This window comes from Mycobacterium sp. SVM_VP21, assembly GCA_024758765.1.
Classification (GTDB): domain Bacteria; phylum Actinomycetota; class Actinomycetes; order Mycobacteriales; family Mycobacteriaceae; genus Mycobacterium; species Mycobacterium heraklionense_C.
Genome location: CP101406.1, coordinates 1,710,411 through 1,726,156, shown reverse-complemented (window position 1 = coordinate 1,726,156; position 15,746 = coordinate 1,710,411). Strand labels below are relative to the sequence as shown.

The 15,746-nt window shown below is 66.2% G+C and carries 14 protein-coding genes; 6 read left to right on the top strand and 8 right to left on the bottom strand.

Annotation, left to right across the window (positions count from 1 at the left end):
* Positions 1-19 precede the first annotated feature (19 nt).
* The 3 genes from NM962_08235 to NM962_08225 are packed head-to-tail and all read left to right on the top strand — an operon-like array spanning position 20 to position 2,479.
* Positions 20-1,369, top strand: a complete 1,350-nt coding sequence (locus tag NM962_08235; protein UVO14027.1) for a hypothetical protein — start codon at positions 20-22, stop codon at positions 1,367-1,369.
* Positions 1,366-1,815: an SgcJ/EcaC family oxidoreductase gene (locus NM962_08230; GenBank protein UVO14026.1), complete on the top strand. Its 450-nt coding sequence runs from the start codon at positions 1,366-1,368 to the stop codon at positions 1,813-1,815. Before NM962_08235 ends, NM962_08230 begins: the two co-directional genes overlap by 4 nt.
* Complete coding sequence (locus NM962_08225; protein UVO14025.1) at positions 1,808-2,479, top strand: maleylpyruvate isomerase family mycothiol-dependent enzyme; 672 nt, start codon at positions 1,808-1,810, stop codon at positions 2,477-2,479. The genes NM962_08230 and NM962_08225 overlap by 8 nt, the downstream gene beginning before the upstream one ends.
* Here the strand turns inward: NM962_08225 and NM962_08220 are convergent.
* Entirely contained in the window at positions 2,458-2,718 is a 261-nt protein-coding gene (locus NM962_08220) for a hypothetical protein (protein UVO14024.1), read from the bottom strand. The genes NM962_08225 and NM962_08220 overlap by 22 nt on opposite strands.
* Before the next feature lie 59 nt (positions 2,719-2,777).
* Between NM962_08220 and NM962_08215 the strand changes: the two genes are divergently transcribed.
* Complete coding sequence (locus NM962_08215; GenBank protein ID UVO14023.1) at positions 2,778-4,826, top strand: MMPL family transporter; 2,049 nt, start codon at positions 2,778-2,780, stop codon at positions 4,824-4,826.
* Between the two features lie 262 nt (positions 4,827-5,088).
* A complete protein-coding gene (locus NM962_08210) occupies positions 5,089-5,709 on the top strand; it encodes a TetR/AcrR family transcriptional regulator (GenBank protein UVO14022.1) in 621 nt (206 codons plus the stop codon).
* Here the strand turns inward: NM962_08210 and NM962_08205 are convergent.
* From NM962_08205 to NM962_08175, 7 genes are all read right to left on the bottom strand, one after another.
* Positions 5,678-6,622 (bottom strand): oxidoreductase, encoded by a 945-nt coding sequence (locus NM962_08205; protein ID UVO14021.1) that lies wholly within the window; start codon positions 6,620-6,622, stop codon positions 5,678-5,680. The two genes, NM962_08210 and NM962_08205, sit on opposite strands and share 32 nt — an antisense overlap.
* Entirely contained in the window at positions 6,623-7,126 is a 504-nt protein-coding gene (locus tag NM962_08200; protein ID UVO14615.1) for an SRPBCC family protein, read from the bottom strand. It lies immediately after the preceding gene.
* 36 nt (positions 7,127-7,162) lie between these two features.
* The gene (locus NM962_08195) at positions 7,163-8,926 is read right to left on the bottom strand and encodes an amidohydrolase family protein (GenBank protein ID UVO14020.1); all 1,764 of its coding nucleotides are present in this window, start codon (positions 8,924-8,926) and stop codon (positions 7,163-7,165) included.
* 226 nt (positions 8,927-9,152) lie between these two features.
* Positions 9,153-10,961, bottom strand: a complete 1,809-nt coding sequence (locus NM962_08190) for a hypothetical protein (GenBank protein UVO14019.1) — start codon at positions 10,959-10,961, stop codon at positions 9,153-9,155.
* A gap of 294 nt (positions 10,962-11,255) precedes the next feature.
* Positions 11,256-14,090, bottom strand: a complete 2,835-nt coding sequence (locus tag NM962_08185) for an RND family transporter (GenBank protein ID UVO14018.1) — start codon at positions 14,088-14,090, stop codon at positions 11,256-11,258.
* Positions 14,087-14,530 carry an MmpS family protein gene (locus NM962_08180; GenBank protein ID UVO14017.1) on the bottom strand — a complete coding sequence of 148 codons (444 nt, stop codon included), beginning with the start codon at positions 14,528-14,530 and terminating at the stop codon, positions 14,087-14,089. The genes NM962_08185 and NM962_08180 overlap by 4 nt, the downstream gene beginning before the upstream one ends.
* Complete coding sequence (locus NM962_08175; GenBank protein UVO14614.1) at positions 14,527-14,988, bottom strand: hypothetical protein; 462 nt, start codon at positions 14,986-14,988, stop codon at positions 14,527-14,529. Before NM962_08175 ends, NM962_08180 begins: the two co-directional genes overlap by 4 nt.
* A gap of 128 nt (positions 14,989-15,116) precedes the next feature.
* Between NM962_08175 and NM962_08170 the strand changes: the two genes are divergently transcribed.
* Entirely contained in the window at positions 15,117-15,698 is a 582-nt protein-coding gene (locus tag NM962_08170) for a TetR/AcrR family transcriptional regulator (GenBank protein UVO14016.1), read from the top strand.
* The last annotated feature ends 48 nt before the right edge of the window (positions 15,699-15,746 follow it).

Below are 15,746 nucleotides of genomic sequence, written 5' to 3'. Positions count from 1 at the left end.
TCACGGAGAGGGGCTTGCGATGGTCAGTTCGGGTACGTCTGCGGTGGTGCTGGGAGCCGGGATAGCCGGGTTGCTGGCGGCCCGAGTGGTATCGGAGTCCTACGACTCCGTCACGGTCGTGGACCGCGATCGGCTCCCCGATCACCCGGCCCAACGCAAGGGGGTCCCGCAGGGGCGCCATCTGCACAGCTTCCTCACCCGTGGCACGGGCATCCTCGGCGAACTGTTTCCGGGGATTCTCGACGAGCTCGCCACCGCCGGCGCGGTGGTGATCGACAACGGTGATCTGTCTGGGCGCTACGCCCGCATCGGCAGCCATGAGCTGACCCGGACGGGCACACTCGCCGATCCCCAAGCCCTGGCGATCTACAGCGCGAGCCGACCCTTCATGGAGTTCCACGTCCGGCGGCGCGTCGACAAGCTCGGTAACGTCGCGTTCCTCGACGGCCACGACGCGATCGAGCCGGTGCACGATCGCGGCGTCGTCCGCGGTGTGCGCGTCACGAACCGGGACAACAAACTCACCCAGGTTCTGCCCGCCGACCTCGTCATCGACGCCACCGGACGGGCCTCGCGTACTGCCGGCTTCCTGGCCAGACACGGCTTCGGCTGCGTGCCGGACCACCGCCTGCGCCCCGCTTGGGCCTACTCCAGCCAGCTGCTGCACATCCCGCCCGGACGGCTCGACGACCAGCTGGTCTTCATCAACCAGGGCCGCGCCTATCCCGGTCTGCTACTGGTGGCCTACGAGCATGACGCCTGGATGCTGTCGATCGCCCGCCACGGTGACTACGGCTCTCCCCCAAGAAATTTCACCGCCATGCAGGTAGCGGCCAGGCAGATGCTTCCGGCATCGATCATGGCCGGGCTGCGCGACGCCAGACCGGTGGGCGATATCGCGGTCTCTCATGACACCGGTGCACTGTGGCGCCGCTACCACCAGATGACGCGCTTCCCCGAAGGGCTGGTGGTGATCGGCGATGGGCTCTGCCGGCTCAATCCGCTACACGGACAAGGGATGACGGTGGCAGCATTGCAAGCGCTGGCGCTACGTGACTGTCTGGCAGCCGGTGGTCCGGACCTGTCGCAGCGATTCTTCCGCGCGGCGGCCGCCCAGATCGGACCGATCTGGGCGGCGAACGCCGCCCAGGATCGTCCCGCTGCCGACGACCACCCGCACCCGATTCGGCGCCGGCTGGGCGGGTGGTTCACCGAAGCGGTAGGGACCGCCGTGTCCCGCGACATCGCCGTCACCGAGCGCGTCCTACGGGTGCGCAACCTGGTGGATTCCCCAGCGCGGTTGCGCGATCCGGTGCTGCTGGCCCGCATCCTGCTCGCCAACCTGCGGGGACCCAGGCTCGCCTCATGACCGCCGACGAAACCGCGCTCCAAGAGCTGCTCGCCCGACAGGTCGGCGGCTGGAACTCGGGCGATGCCGCGGCCTATGCATCCGTCTTCACCCCCGACGCGGACTACGTCACTTTCCTGGGCGACCGCTACCAAGGTCGGGAGGCTATTGCCGCGGCGTATGCGCCGCTGTTCGCCAACCTGCTGCGAGGGACGCGGCTCGAACTCAAGGAATCTACTCTTCGGTTTGTGACACCGGATGTCGCGCTGATCCACTCACGTGCCGTCGTGACCAAGAGCGCGCAGGGCCGAAATCGGGGTGTGCGGATCAACACCAGTGTCGCGGTGCGAACTGGCACCGGCTGGCTGTTGGCCTGCTCGCAGAACACCACAGACCGGCGCCTGGCCCAAAAGCTGCTGCGCACACTGGTTTACCGACGCCACGACACAGGAGGCTCCCATGCTTGACGCCAGCTACCGGGCCGCGCGCGGCAGGATCAGCAGCCTGGCGGCCGGACTCACCGAGGACCAGCTGAGCCTCGCGGTTCCGGCGACTCCCGGATGGTCGGTGCACGATGTGTTGGCTCATCTGACCGGTGGCGCTGCAGACGTCCTGGCTCAACGGCTCGACGGCGCCCCGGGCGAATACTGGACCGCACGGCACGTGGCGGAACGGCGCGACCGCCCGGTCGGCGAGCTGCTCGAGGAGTGGGAGCGCGCCTCCCCGGCGGCAGAGGCGAGTCTTCCGGAGCGGTTCGCCGGGCCCAACCTCGCCGCCGACGCGATCTGCCATGAGGGGGACCTGCACGAGGCGCTGGGACTGTCGCGGATCGACCGCGAGCACTGGCAGCCGTTCCTGGACGTGTTGGGTCGCCTGCCCGGACGGCTGCTGCGTGATACCGCGGCGCTGGTGATCAGCGATGAACTGGGGCAGGAATGGCGTTGCGGCTCCGGAGAATCCGTGACCACTTTGCGGGCCGACGGCTACGAGCTGCTGCGCGGATTGTTCAGCCGGCGTTCCCGCGGTCAGATCGCCGGGTGGGACTGGTCTCCCGAACCGTCAGCGCACTTGGTCGACAACTTCGGCATTTTCGGCCATCGCGACGACGATCAGCCGATTCCCGTCTGCTGATTTTCAGGTAGCGGCCGGAACCAAATCGCCCGCGCACTGGTCTCGCCGAGCGACGGGACCACCGAAAACGCGAAACCATCGGGTTTGGTACCGGCGATGCTGAGGGTGTCGATGCGGTAGCTGGTGGCTTCGCCCGGTACCGGCGGCGCGGGCTGAATCCTGATGGTGAACTGGATGGAGTGGTTGGTGCCGCCGCCAATCGCCCTGGCGGTAGAGAAGCTGGTCCAGTTGAGTCTCACCGTAGGTGATCAGAGCGCATTCGGTTGTTCGGCCAAAGTTTCGGTGACATGCTCGCCGGATGGTTTGGGAGCGTTTGTCCGCCGCCGTCACTGGCCGTCGTTCCTGGCTCGTCGCGCTGGTTCCGATCCTGATCGCGGTCGCACTGATGGTGCTCAACAACGACAACGCGGCCGCGACCCAATCACCCGAGGCGCTGCCGGCCAACTCCGAATCCGCCCGCGCCGCCGCGGCGCTGTCCACCTTCGCCGGCGGGGAGCAGGCGACCGCGCTGTTGGTCGCCACCCGCAGCGATGGAGCGCCACTGACACCGGCCGACATCGCGGCGGTGCATGCGGCCCGCGACCGCATGGCGCAGGTGCCGCAGGTGCTCGCCGGCCCCGCCCCGCCGGTACTGCTGTCCACCGACCGTCAGGCGGCCCTGGCGACCGTGCCGTTGACTGCCGAGTTGTCCGGTTTCGCACTCACCGATGCCGTCAAAGCGTTGCGGGCGGCGGCTGCCGACGGCCTGCCACCGACACTGTCGACCCACATCACCGGCGGACCGGCGTTCGGTGCCGACATCGCCGATGCCTTCACCGGCGCCAACGTCACCCTGCTGGCGGTCACCGCATTGGTGGTGGCGCTGCTGTTGATCGTCACCTACCGTTCGCCGGTGTTGTGGCTGGTACCGCTGATGGTGATCGCGTTCGCCGATCGGGTAGCCACCGTGGTGGGGTCTGATGTCGCACGCGCAGCGGGCGTGACCTTTGACGGCTCCACCGCAGGCATTACCAGCGTCCTGGTCTTCGGGGCCGGCACCAACTATGCGCTGCTGCTGATTTCACGCTATCGCGAAGAACTGCGAACCGAACCCGAGCATCGCGACGCGCTGCGACGTGCGGTGGCCGCAGCCGCCCCGGCGATCCTGGCCAGCAATGCCACTGTGGTGCTGGCGCTGCTGACGCTGATCTTGGCGGTCACCCCGAGCACCCGCAGTCTCGGGATCTGCGCCAGCTGTGGGCTGGTTGTGGCCGCCGTGTTCGTGCTGTGGGTCTTGCCTCCACTGCTGGCGTTGGTCGGCCGGAAGGTGTTCTGGCCGTTCATTCCCCGGGCCACAGGTGATGCGGTGACGCAGGTGGGACCGTGGCACCGCGTCGCCGAGGCCGTCTCACGGCGTCCGGTCTTGGTGTGCACGGCGGCGATCGCCGTCCTGGCGGTATCGGCCACCGGCCTACTGGGCGCCGGGATCGGCTTGTCGCAGACCGAGCAGTTCCGGTTACAGGCCGACTCGGTGACCGGATTCGACACGCTGGCAGCACACTTTCCGGACGGCGCGGCCAGTCCTACCGTCGTGATCGGCGCCACCGCCCGGTCGCAGCAACTCAAACAGGCGATCACCGCCGTCCCCGGCGTCGTCTCGGTGGTCCAGACGGGCGTTTCCGAGACCGGACGAACCATGTGGTCGGTGGTGCTCGACGCCGCTCCGGCAACAGAAATGGCTTTCAATACCATTGCTGGCCTTCGTCATTCGGTCGGTGCGGTAGATGCACGCACGCTGGTGGGTGGCGCCGACGCACAGGCCTTCGATGTGCGCGATGCGGCCGTGCGCGACCGCGCGGTGCTGATCCCGCTGATCCTTTTGGTGGTGCTCACCGTGCTGTTCGTGCTGCTTCGGGCGGTGTTGGCCCCGCCGGTCTTGGTGACGGCGACGGTGCTCAGCGCACTCGCCGCGCTCGGGTTGGGTTGCTGGGCCAGCCTGCACCTGTTCGGATTTCCGGCGCTGGACAACAGCACTCCCCTGTTCGCATTCCTGTTCCTGGTAGCCCTGGGCGTGGACTACACCATCTTCCTGGTGACCCGCGCCCGCGAAGAGACGCCCGCACACGGCACCCGCGACGGGATGGTGCGCGCGGTATCAGCCACCGGCGGAGTCATCACCAGTGCCGGCATCGTGCTGGCCGCGGTGTTCTGCGTGCTCGGGGTGCTGCCGTTGATCGTGCTGACCCAGCTGGGCATCATCGTCGGACTCGGAATCCTGTTGGACACGTTCGTCGTTCGCACCCTGGTGATTCCAGCGCTGTTCTCACTGATCGGCGATCGGGTCTGGTGGCCCAATCTGCCACGCTGACCTCTACAGTGCCGACCAGATCGACTGGGTCTTGAGGTGGCCGTCGACGCCCTGGTAGCCGAACTCGTGGCCCATTCCAGATGGTGACGACCGGTCCAAAGATCTCTTCCCGCCGATCATGGCAATACCCGCGACGACGCGTTTGCACCTGCTTAGCATTCAAGACACGGCGCGGCTAACAGCGGGCATTGCGCCAGGCGGCGGCGACCGCGGCTACGGTTCCGGCTATGAATCGTCGTCGCACCTGGGCACGGAGGTTCTGATGCGCACCCGCGGTTGGGGCGGGAATGTGCCCGCCAGCGACGAGGAGGCGGTGGCACGGATTCTGCGCGCCACTCGCCAGACCATCGACGAACGGGGCGAGCAGACCAGCATCGCCGACGTCGCACGCACGCTCGGCGTCACCCGGCAGACGGTCTACCGTTACTTCCCCAGCACCGAGGAGCTGCTGACGGCAACCGCCGCCGACGGCGCCGGCGCCTTCCTGGACCAGCTCGCCGCAGCCCTGTCGGGAATGACCGATCCCGGCGAAGCGGTCGCCGAGGGCGTCGCGCTCACCCTGGAGCGCCTCCCTCACGACCCCTATCTTGGCCTGCTGCTGCGCACTCAACAGGCCAGCGCCTTCGCCGTGACCGTCACGACCGACACCGGCCGAAGCTTCGGGCACTCCCTGCTGGAGCGCCTCGACGTCGACTGGACCGGATTCGACGATCAGGGCATCGACGACATTATCGAGATGGTGCTGCGCACGCTGCAGTCATTCATCCTGGCGCCGCTGCCGGCATCGGGCGACGAACTACGTCGCCTGCTGCGCCGGTGGATCGCCCCGGCGGTGAGCGCCGCGCGCAGCGCTAGGCCGGATCGCACGTCAGCGAGTAGGTGACGCCGGTCAGATCTTCGGCGACCGTCCACAACCGCCGCTGCGCGTCGGCGTCACAGGCTCGGCCGGCGGCCTGAACCTGCACCGGCGGGCCGATCTGCTCGAAACGCCCGCCCGGTCCGTAGAACTGACCACCCGTGGCGGCCGGGTCGGTCGCCGCCCGCAACATCGGCAGCGCCCCCTCAGCGGGGCCTTGAGTGAACCAGCCCGTCAGATAACGAGACCGGCTGTTGAACACCCAGCGGACCGCCCGGGACTGCTCACGCAGGATCGAGGTTCGGGTGCCACCCGGGTGCGCCGCCAACGCGATCGCCGGACTGGCAGCCGATTCCAGCCGCCGCTGCAGTTCATAGGTGGCCATCAGTTGGGCAAGCTTGGACTGGGTATAGGCCCTCGCCGGAGTGAACGACGTCGCCAACTGCAGATCATCGAATGCGATCCGGCCACTGCGGTGGGTCTTGCTGCTCACCGCGATGATCCGTCCCGCCGCGGAGGCGAGTACGCGATCGAGCAGGAGTCCCGTGAGCGCAAACGGCCCAAGGAAGTTCGTGCCGAAGTCGCCTTCGAAGCCGTCGACCGTCAGGTGCCGGGTCTGGTGCATGACACCGGCGTTGTTGACCAGGATGTCGATGACCGGGTACCCGACCCGCAGCTCGTCCGCGCAAGCACGTACCGACGCCAGGTCACTGACGTCCAGATGGACCACGTCGACACGTGCGGCCGGAGCCGATCGGAGAATATCTAGCCGGGCCGCGGCAGCCGCGTCGGTGTTGCGGCAAGCCAGCACGACCGTGGCGCCCAGAATCGCCAGTCCCCGCGCGACTTCGAGGCCGACGCCGGTGTTCGCGCCGGTCACGACGGCTACCCGGCCGGCCTGCGAAGCACCCTGGTCCGGTAACCATCCGGACGCGGTCATCTACCCGCGGCCCGCCGTCGCGAAACGCTGGTCGGTGTAGCGGCGCAGGTTGACCAGGAAGCGGCGGAACCCCAGATTCATCAGTGGCCCGCTGATCGGCGAGAACCACGCTGCCGGCCCGGTCAGCCGATTGGCCAGGGTCCAGGTGAGCCGGCATCCCTGCGGGGTGGGCTCGATGATGTAATCCTCGACAAACACCGCCAACGCCGAGGTCGAACTCGCGTTGAAACGAAATGCCATGTGTTTTCCGGGTTTCCAAGCCAGGAATTCCTCGTCTCCGACGATGCCGCCGCGCATGTCGACGACGCGGGTGGTGCCGATACCGTGCGGTTCGGGGCTGGTCCAGGTCACCTTGGTGATGACACTCGCCCAGTGCGGCCAGGCTTCGGCGTCGGCCAGCACCTCCCAGATCTCATCGGGCGTGACGGCCAGGTCAACGCTGTTGCTGAACCGCTGCGGCGCACGCTCGAGGAAATCGAGGCCGACCTGCTCACACGGATGCATCCGAGACAACTGCTGGTTCCTTTCGGTGGTGGCCTACTAGCGCGCTCCACGCACCAGACGCCCAGGCCGGGCACCGGTGTCGGCGCCGTTACGCCGGGTGACGGTACCGTTGACGATCGTCGCAACATACCCGCTCGCCCCCTGCAGCAGACGGCGCCCGCCGGCCGGCAAGTCATAAGCCATCCGGGCCGGCTGCAGGGTCAGCGCATCCATATCGATCACATTGATGTCGGCCTTCTTGCCGACCTCGATGACCCCGCGGTCATTGAGTCCGAACAGCTGCGCGGTGTCGCGGCACTGTTTGCGCACCACGTACTCCAAAGGCAGCTTGTCGCCGCGATGCCGATCGCGCGCCCAATGTGTCAGCAGGTAGGTGGGATAGGAGGCATCACAGATCATTCCGCAATGCGCGCCGCCGTCGGAGAGACCCAGCACGCCGGCGGGGTGGGTGAGCATCTCGCGGATCGCGTCGTGGTTGCCGTCGGCGTAGTTGAAGAACGGCAACATCAGCATCGAGCCGGCGTCGGCCGCCAGCATCAGGTCATACAGCGTCGCCAACGGATCATCGCCGCGCGCCGCGGCGATCGCTGCCACCGAGCGCTCCGGGGTCGGCTCGTAGTCCGGCGGGTCACCCAGGTCGTAGATGCGGTGCAGGGAATGCTGGACCAGCGCAAACATCGCGTCGAACTGCAGAGACGGATCCACCGGCAGGTCGTCTTCGGACAGGATCGCCGCCTTGACCGCCGGTTCGGCGAGGCGCTGCGCGAGTTCGGCGCGGCTGCATTCGGCCTTCAGCCGGCGGTAGGTCGGGCGGTGGGTGAACGCGTGATGCCCGGGGAAGCCCAGCAACATGCCGAACGGTCGCGCGGCGATCTGCGGGTACAGCGCGCTGCCGGCCTGATGGGCGGCCGCGGAGATATCCAGCTGTTCGCGCCACAGATTCGGGTCGGCATCGACCTGAATCAACGCGAACGACACCGGCCGATCAATCTCGGCACCCAGGCGCTGCATCCATTCGAGCTCTTTCTTGGGCGCAACGATGTCCTCACCGGCCGCCCCCTGCGGCGCCAGTTCGAAGACCGCCTGTCCGCCGGCCGCCATGGCCCGGCCCAGGCCAAACAGTTCATCTTCGGCGGCGAACGTGCCCGGTACCGGCTCGCCGTCCATGGCCCGGTGCGCCAGGGTGCGTGACGTCGAGAATCCCAGCGCCCCAGCCTCAATGGCCTCCTGCACCAGCCGGCTCATCGCCGCGATGTCGTCCGGGGTGGCCGGCTCGTTGCGGGCGCCGCGGTCTCCCATGGCGTAAGCACGGATGGCGCCGTGCGCGACCTGGCTGCCGACGTCAACGGCGAGACTCTGACGCTCGAGTTTGTCGAGGTACTCGGGGTAGCTCTCCCACCCCCAGGTGATGCCTTCGGTCAGGGCGGTGCCAGGGATATCTTCGACTCCCTCCATCAGTTTGATCAGCCACTCCTCGCGGCCCGGCCGAACCGGGGCGAAGCCGACCCCGCAGTTACCAGTGACCACCGTCGTCACACCGTGACCGCTGGACGGCTCCAGCAGACTGTCCCAGCTGACCTGCCCGTCGTAGTGGGTGTGGATGTCGACGAACCCCGGTGCGACCACCTTGCCGGTGGCATCGATCGTTTCGGTTGCCGGCCCGGTCAGCCCCGGATCATCGGCTCCGGTGCGGCGCTGGACGGCCACGATGCGTCCGTCCCGGACACCGACGTCTGCCAGGTAGCGCTGTTCTCCCGTTCCGTCAACGACGGTGCCACCGGTGATCGTGAGGTCGTACACAAAGGGCTCCTTTGGTCGTAGCGGCCAGTGCTCCCGGCACCATCATGTCGAGGTTGACCGCTTTTGGGAGGTGCTTTGACCATCAGATGCGCCGAGCCCGTGAACAAAATCTCCGGCAGGACCGCACCTGGAATCGCCCCCAGCCGGCGGCGGCCGAACGCCAGACATCCCAGACCGCAAGCGGTCTGGGATGTCTGGTTCGTCGGTCAGTTCAGCCGGTTGTTCCTCAGAACCCGAGGAAGCCCAGTGGATCTACCGAGGTGGCCATCGCCGACGCCGCGTCCAGCCCGGTGAAGGCGGCACCCGGGTCCAGCGGCGCGGCGGCGTCGATACCGCCGAACAGCGAGTCCAGGTTGATGTCGCCAGACGGCGTCACCAGCGTGTCGGTGACGGTGTCGGCGGCACCGTTGATGCCCGGGATCGCGGTGTAGATGTTCTCGATTCCGTTGCCCAGGTTGAACACGTCATAGACCGTCCCCACTGTCGGCAGATCGGTGCCATCTGCGCCACTGGCCGCGGTGGCAGTCGTCACGGTGAACTCCGTGTTGGTCAGGCCCAACAGGTTGGTCACCGACTCGGTGGTGCCGATGTTGCCGACCTCGGTGGCGCTGGTTCCGGTGCCGTCGTAGACGTTGAACGCCTGCGATGCCAGCGGGACCGGGAAGCCCGGAAGTTGAAGCACGCCACCGCCGAGGTTCAACAGCGGTGGCGCACCGACCACCTGGTAGACCGGGTCGAAGCCCTCGCCGCCGGCCGCCAGGGTGGGGTCGAAGGTGGTGCCGCCGATGGTGAAGGCGTCGGGGGCGCCGGTGATGCCGGCTGTCTCCAGCCCGGTGAAGGCGGCACTCGGGTCGATCGGGTTGGCGACATTGTTACTGCCGAACAGGGAGTCGAGGTTGACGTTGCCGTAGGGCGTCACGAGGGTGTCGGTGACGGTGCCGCTGGATCCCGGGGTGGCGGTGTAGACGTTCTCGAACCCGTTGCCCAGGTTGAGCGAGTCCAGCACCGTTCCGGTGGCCGGCAGGTCCGCGGCTTGCGCAGCGGTGTCCCCGCTGGCGGCGGTGGAACCGGTGACGAAGAGCTCCGTGTTGGTGAGGCCGAACAAGCTGACCACCTCCTCGCCGGTGCTGATGGTCCCGACGTCAGTGGCGCCCGACCCGGTTCCGTCGTAGACGGTGAAGCTTTGGGCGTCCAGACTGTCACCCGGAACAGCGGGATTCTGGCCGAGTGTGAGGCCGCCGATGTCCAGCAGCGGCGCCGCGCCGGCGTTCGAGGCGATCGGGTCAAAGCCCTCGCCGCCGGCCGCCATTGTCGGGTCCAGGGTGTAGCCGCCGATGGTGAAGGCGTCTTTGGCGACGGCGCTGTCCGCCAGCCCGGTGAAGGCGTCGCCCGGCTGCAGCGGCGCGGCGGCGTCGATACCGCCGAACAACGAGTCGAGGTTGACGTTGCCGTAGGGCGTGACCAGCGTGTCGGTGACGGTGTCAGCTCCACCGCTGGCGCCCGGGACCGCGGAGTAGACGTTGTAGTACCCGTTGCCGAGGTTGAAGGAGTCATAGACCGATCCCACGGCCGGAAGGTCCGCGGCAGTGCCACCGCTGGGTGGGAAGGCGTCGTTGACAGTGAACTGCGTGTTGGTGAAGCCCGCCAGGTTCGTCACGGTCTCACCCGCGTCGATGCTGCCGAGATCGGTGCCGCTGGGGCTGTACACCTCGAGGTACTGGGCGGCAGTGCTGACGGGTCCGGTGGATCCGCCGCCGAGGCTCAACAGCGGGGGGCCGCTGCTCAACGGGCTGACAAGGCTGAAGCCCTCGGTCTCGGTCCCGCTCGGCGGGAGGTTGTCTACTGCGCTCGGAAAGCCGTCTGTGTCGGGGACGGTGAACGGATCGAAGGTGTAGCTGCCGATGGTGAAGGCGTCCGCACCGGTGGCACTGGGGTCCGTGCCGGTATCGGCGGCGGCGACCGCTGCCAAGAGAAGCGGCGTGGTGCACAGCCCGCCAGCGGCGGCCAAACCAGCCAGAATCAAGCGACGATCCATTGGTAGTGCTCCTAGCGAATAGTGTCCGGTGATCTATGAGGGGTGTACCCGAGGTACTGGTTACTGATGAGTAACGTCACCTGAAGTTACTCATCAGTAACGAATTTTCAAGGGAAAATCTTCAGCTGCTATGAGGTTTACAGGCCCCCGGCAGGCGTCTGGCAGGCGAGCCGCTGGCCGCCATCGCGTTGTCGAGCCGACCGAAATCCAGGTCAGTGCCGGACTTGGTTGGCCCGCCTCGGCGGATGACCTGACCCGGTCTCCCCTTGGCACTCATGGAATCCCCAGTAACCGTCACGAACCCGTCAATGGACGCGCTCGCTGCCGCAGCGGTCGCTGCCGCACAATCGTCGGCCACCAGAACCACGGCCCGTAGATCCGCACCAGCGACGGCACGATGAACGACCGCACGATCAGGGTGTCGAGCAACAGGCCGATACAGACCGTGGAACCGACCTGGCCGATGGTGCGCAGATCGCTGGCGAGCATGGCCAGCATGGTGAACGCGAACACCAGCCCCGCCGAGGTCACCACCCCGCCGGTGCTGCCCAACGCCCGGATCAGACCGGTGTTCAACCCGGCCGGAAGCTCCTCCTTGAGGCGCGCGATCAACAGCAGGTTGTAGTCCGATCCGACCGCCACCAAGATGATGAACGTCAGCGGCAGGATCAGCCAGTGCAGGTGCAGCCCGATCAGGTGCTGCCAGATCAATACCGACAGCCCGAACGCACCTGCGTAGGAGAACGCGACAGTGCCGGGAATCACCAGCGCTGCCACCAGGCTTCGAGTGATGACCAACATGATCAAGAAGATCAGCACAAAGGCCGCGATCGCGGCGATCAGCAGATCCGATCGCGAATACTGCTGAATATCCTTGTTGTTCGAGCCCGAGCCGCCGATGTATATCTTGGCGCCGGCCAGTGAGGTCTCCTTCAACGCGATCTTGATGGCGTCGGGAAACTTCTCGACATGTTCGATGCCTTCGGGACCCATGGCGTTGCCCTCATGGGTGACGATGAATCGAGCGGCCTTGCCGTCGGGGGACATCATTAGCTGCATGCCGGTCTTGATGTCCTCGTTGTCGAAGGCCGGCCGGGGTATGTAAAAGAAGTCATCGCTGCGAGACGCGTCGAAGTCGTTACCGACATTGATCATGTCGTCGAAGGTCTGGTCGGTGTTCTCGGCCTGAATGCTGGTGGGACCGTAGGTGTTCACAATCAGCGACCGCAGGGCGATCTGATCGTCGGCCATGATGTTCAATTGCGCGACCATCTGCGGCAACAGCGAGTCGACGACCTCCAGCGAGGTCACCGCGTCCTTGATGTTCTCGGCCAGCTTGTCGACGCTGTCCATCATGTCCCACAGTGACCGGAACGCCCAGCAGACCGGAATGTCGTAACAGTGCGGCTCCCAATAGAAGTAGCTGCGGATCGGCCGCATGAAGTCGTCCAGATTGGACAGCTCCTCATCCATCTGTTCGGTGAGCGACTGCATCTCCTCCATGGTCAGCACCGTGGAATGCATTTCGTCGGACAGCTTCTGGGTCAACGCGATCGTGGTCTGCAATACCTCAACGGTGTGCCCCATGATCTGTGCTTGCTTCTCGGTGTTGGCGTTCTGTTCCCGGGTGAACGGAAGCTGCTGGCCGTTGGCGCTGCCCTGCACGGTGAACAGGTACGGCAGCGAGGCGTGCTCGAGCGCCCGTCCCATCGGTCTGGTGATGCTCTGCACCATCGCGACGCCGGGCAGACGGATCAGGGCCTTGGCCACGCGGTCCAGTGAGATGAAGTCCGCCGAATTGCGCATGTCGTGATCCGACTCGACCATCAGCATCTCGGAGAACAGCTTGCTCTTGGCGAAATGCCGGTCGGCGGCGGCGAATCCCAGGTTGGCGGCGGAGTTGCGCGGCTGGTAGGTGCGGTCGTCGAAGCTGACCTGGTAGGTCGGCACGAACACTGCCCCGGCCGTCACCAGCGCGGCACTGGCGGTCAGGATCGGCTTGGGCCAGCGCACCACGCTGGTCGCAATCCGGCGGTACAACCGCGCCTTGACGGTTCGTTTCGGATCGAACAGCCCGAAAAGGCTTCCGACGCACAAGATGGCCGGGCCGAGCGTCAAGGCGCCCACGATGGTCAGCACCATGCTGATGGCCACCGCCGGCCCCATGGTGTTGAAGTAGTTCAGCCGCGCGAAGCTCAAGCAGAACGCCGCACCGGCGATCGTCAAGCCGGACCCGACGATCACGTGTGAAACACCCCGGTAGGCGGTGTAATAAGCGTCTTCCCGGCTTTCGCTGTTGAGGCGCGCCTCGTGATAGCGCCCCATCAAGAAGATGCCGTAATCCGTCCCCGCACCCAGCGTCAATGAGACGACCATGTTCACCGCGAACGACGACAGCTGGATGTAGCCGAAGTGCCCGAGGGTCGCGATCACTCCCTTGGCGGCCAGCATCAGGATCAGCACCCCGAACAGCGGCACCAGCATGGTGATGAAGGATCGGTAGACCAGCAGCAACATGACGATGATCAGGAATATCGTGGCGATCGTGATGTTGTTCAGGCTCGAATTCGCCGTCGCCACCGTGTCGGCAGCCAGAGGTGCTGCGCCGCTGACATAGACCTTGAGCCCGGGCGGCGGATCGGAGGTCGCGACGGTGTGCCGCACAGCGGCGACGGACTCGTTGGCCTGCATCTGGCCGATGTCGCCGGCAAGACGCAGCAGTACGTAGGCGGCCTTGCCGTCGAGGCTCTGGGCACCGGCGGCGGTGATCGGTTTGCCCCAGGTGTCCATGACGTACTGGACGTGTTCGGTGTCGGCGCGCAGCGTGCGCACCAGCTCGTCGTAGTAGCGGTGGTCCTGGGCGGCCAGCGGGCGGTCAGCCTCCAGCACCAGCATGGTCATGCTGGTCGAGGTGGACTCTTCGAACTTCTCGCCGATCGCGAGCATCGCGGCCTGCGAGGGCGCATAGGTCGGCACCATCGGGCCGGCGAGTTCCTCGGCGACTTTCTCCACCTGGGGCACAAAGGTGTTCGTGGTCATGGCCAGCAGGCCCCAGCAGACGATGATCGGTATCGCCAGCAGGCGGACAATCCGCGCGACGAAGGGCCGCTTGTCCCGATGCTCGCTCATGCGGACTTCACCCGGCAGGTGATGTCAGCATTCGCATGGGTGTTGGTGTGCTCGTCGCGGATCACGTCGTCGACCAGGATCCGGCAGCCGACGAAGTCGCCACGCACCTGCACCGAGATGCTGCCCGACACCACGGTCAGCATCGTCGTCTCATCGTGCGTCCATGGCAGGGCGTCCAATTCGACGGTGTGGGGATGCCCGTTGATATCGAGGTAGGAGAGCAAGGCGCCGTCGCCGGCGGAGCCGAACACCTCATAGGTGAGCTTCTTCGGGTTGAACTGTTCGGGAGCCTGGGGTGGATTGACGGTCAGAACCGGCCCCGGAGCAGACATCTGGTGAACCTTCCACATCGACAGCCCGCCCAGGCTCAGCGCGATAATGGCGACCAGCGGCATCCAAGCGCGCGCCAGCATCGATCTGCCTGGCGGCTGCGGGCTCACTCGACCTCCATTTTCGACGCCGCCGGGAGTAGCTTCTTGAGCTTCCTGATCCGCACGATCTGGGCTGTCATGTTCAACGACCCAAGCATCGGGATCACCCCGATGAACGTTCGCTCCGAAGGGGTGGCGCCGTGGAGTTGTTCCAGACTGCCCAACACGTAGAGACAGCCCAGCGAGAACGTGGCAGCGGGGATACAGAAGGCCAGCGGTGTACGCAGGTCGGTGACGGCTCGCGTGGCGAACTCCAGCTCTTCGCGCGACATGGGCTGACGCTTGCGGAGTTTGGTCAGCACCGCCCTACGAACGCCGATTCCTTCACTGATCGGCAGCGGCGGCCGACTTCGCAGTTGCCGGATGTAGAGGAACAAGCCGGTGGCGAAGGCCAACAGCGCGACAAAGACGACCGCCGCGAGATCGCCGAATAGGTGCCAGTTCGTGCCGAACACATTCCAGTTCATCGCCGACGCCAGCCCCCAATCAGTCGCCCTCAACAGCCAAGCCCCGTGGCCTGGACAGCTGATTAGGGATGCTAAACGTCCTGTAATGAGACGTCAACATCTCATTACGGGACTACGCTGTGGTTATCATGGGAATCGTGAACGAGCCGTCCCAGGAACTCACCGGTGTGCAATCGCGCACCCGGGCGGCCATCCTGGACGCGACGGCATCGGTACTGGCCCGCGACCGCACCGCCACGCTGCCGGAGATCGCTGCGGCGGCTCAGGTCGCCCGCTCGACCCTGCACCGTTACTTCAGCGACCGGGATCGGCTGATCTACGAGACCACCCTCGATTCGATCCGCGTCATCAGCGACATTCTCGCGGCCGCGGCGACTGCTGAGGGTCCGGCAATCGACGCGATGCGCCGTGTGATCACCACGCTCGCCCCCGAAGGCGATCGGATCGTGTTCCTGTTCGCCGACCCCGCCGTACTTCGGGACATCCCCGCCGAGAACCTGCCGAACGCCGCGCCGATCCTCGAACTCATCATTCGTGGCCAACAAGAAGGCGTCTTCGATCCCGACATCAGCGCGGAATGGATTCGGGTGGCACTGTTTGGCCTGTTGGTCAAAGCCTGCAGCGAGGCCGCGCGAGGAACCGTGCCGCGCCACACCATCGTGCCGACACTCACGCGGATCTTCGAGCGCGGTGTGTCACTGGCGCCGTAGCCCGGCGCCTGCAGCGGCGCGAGACGCCTCGGGCGAACCCCCGGGCGG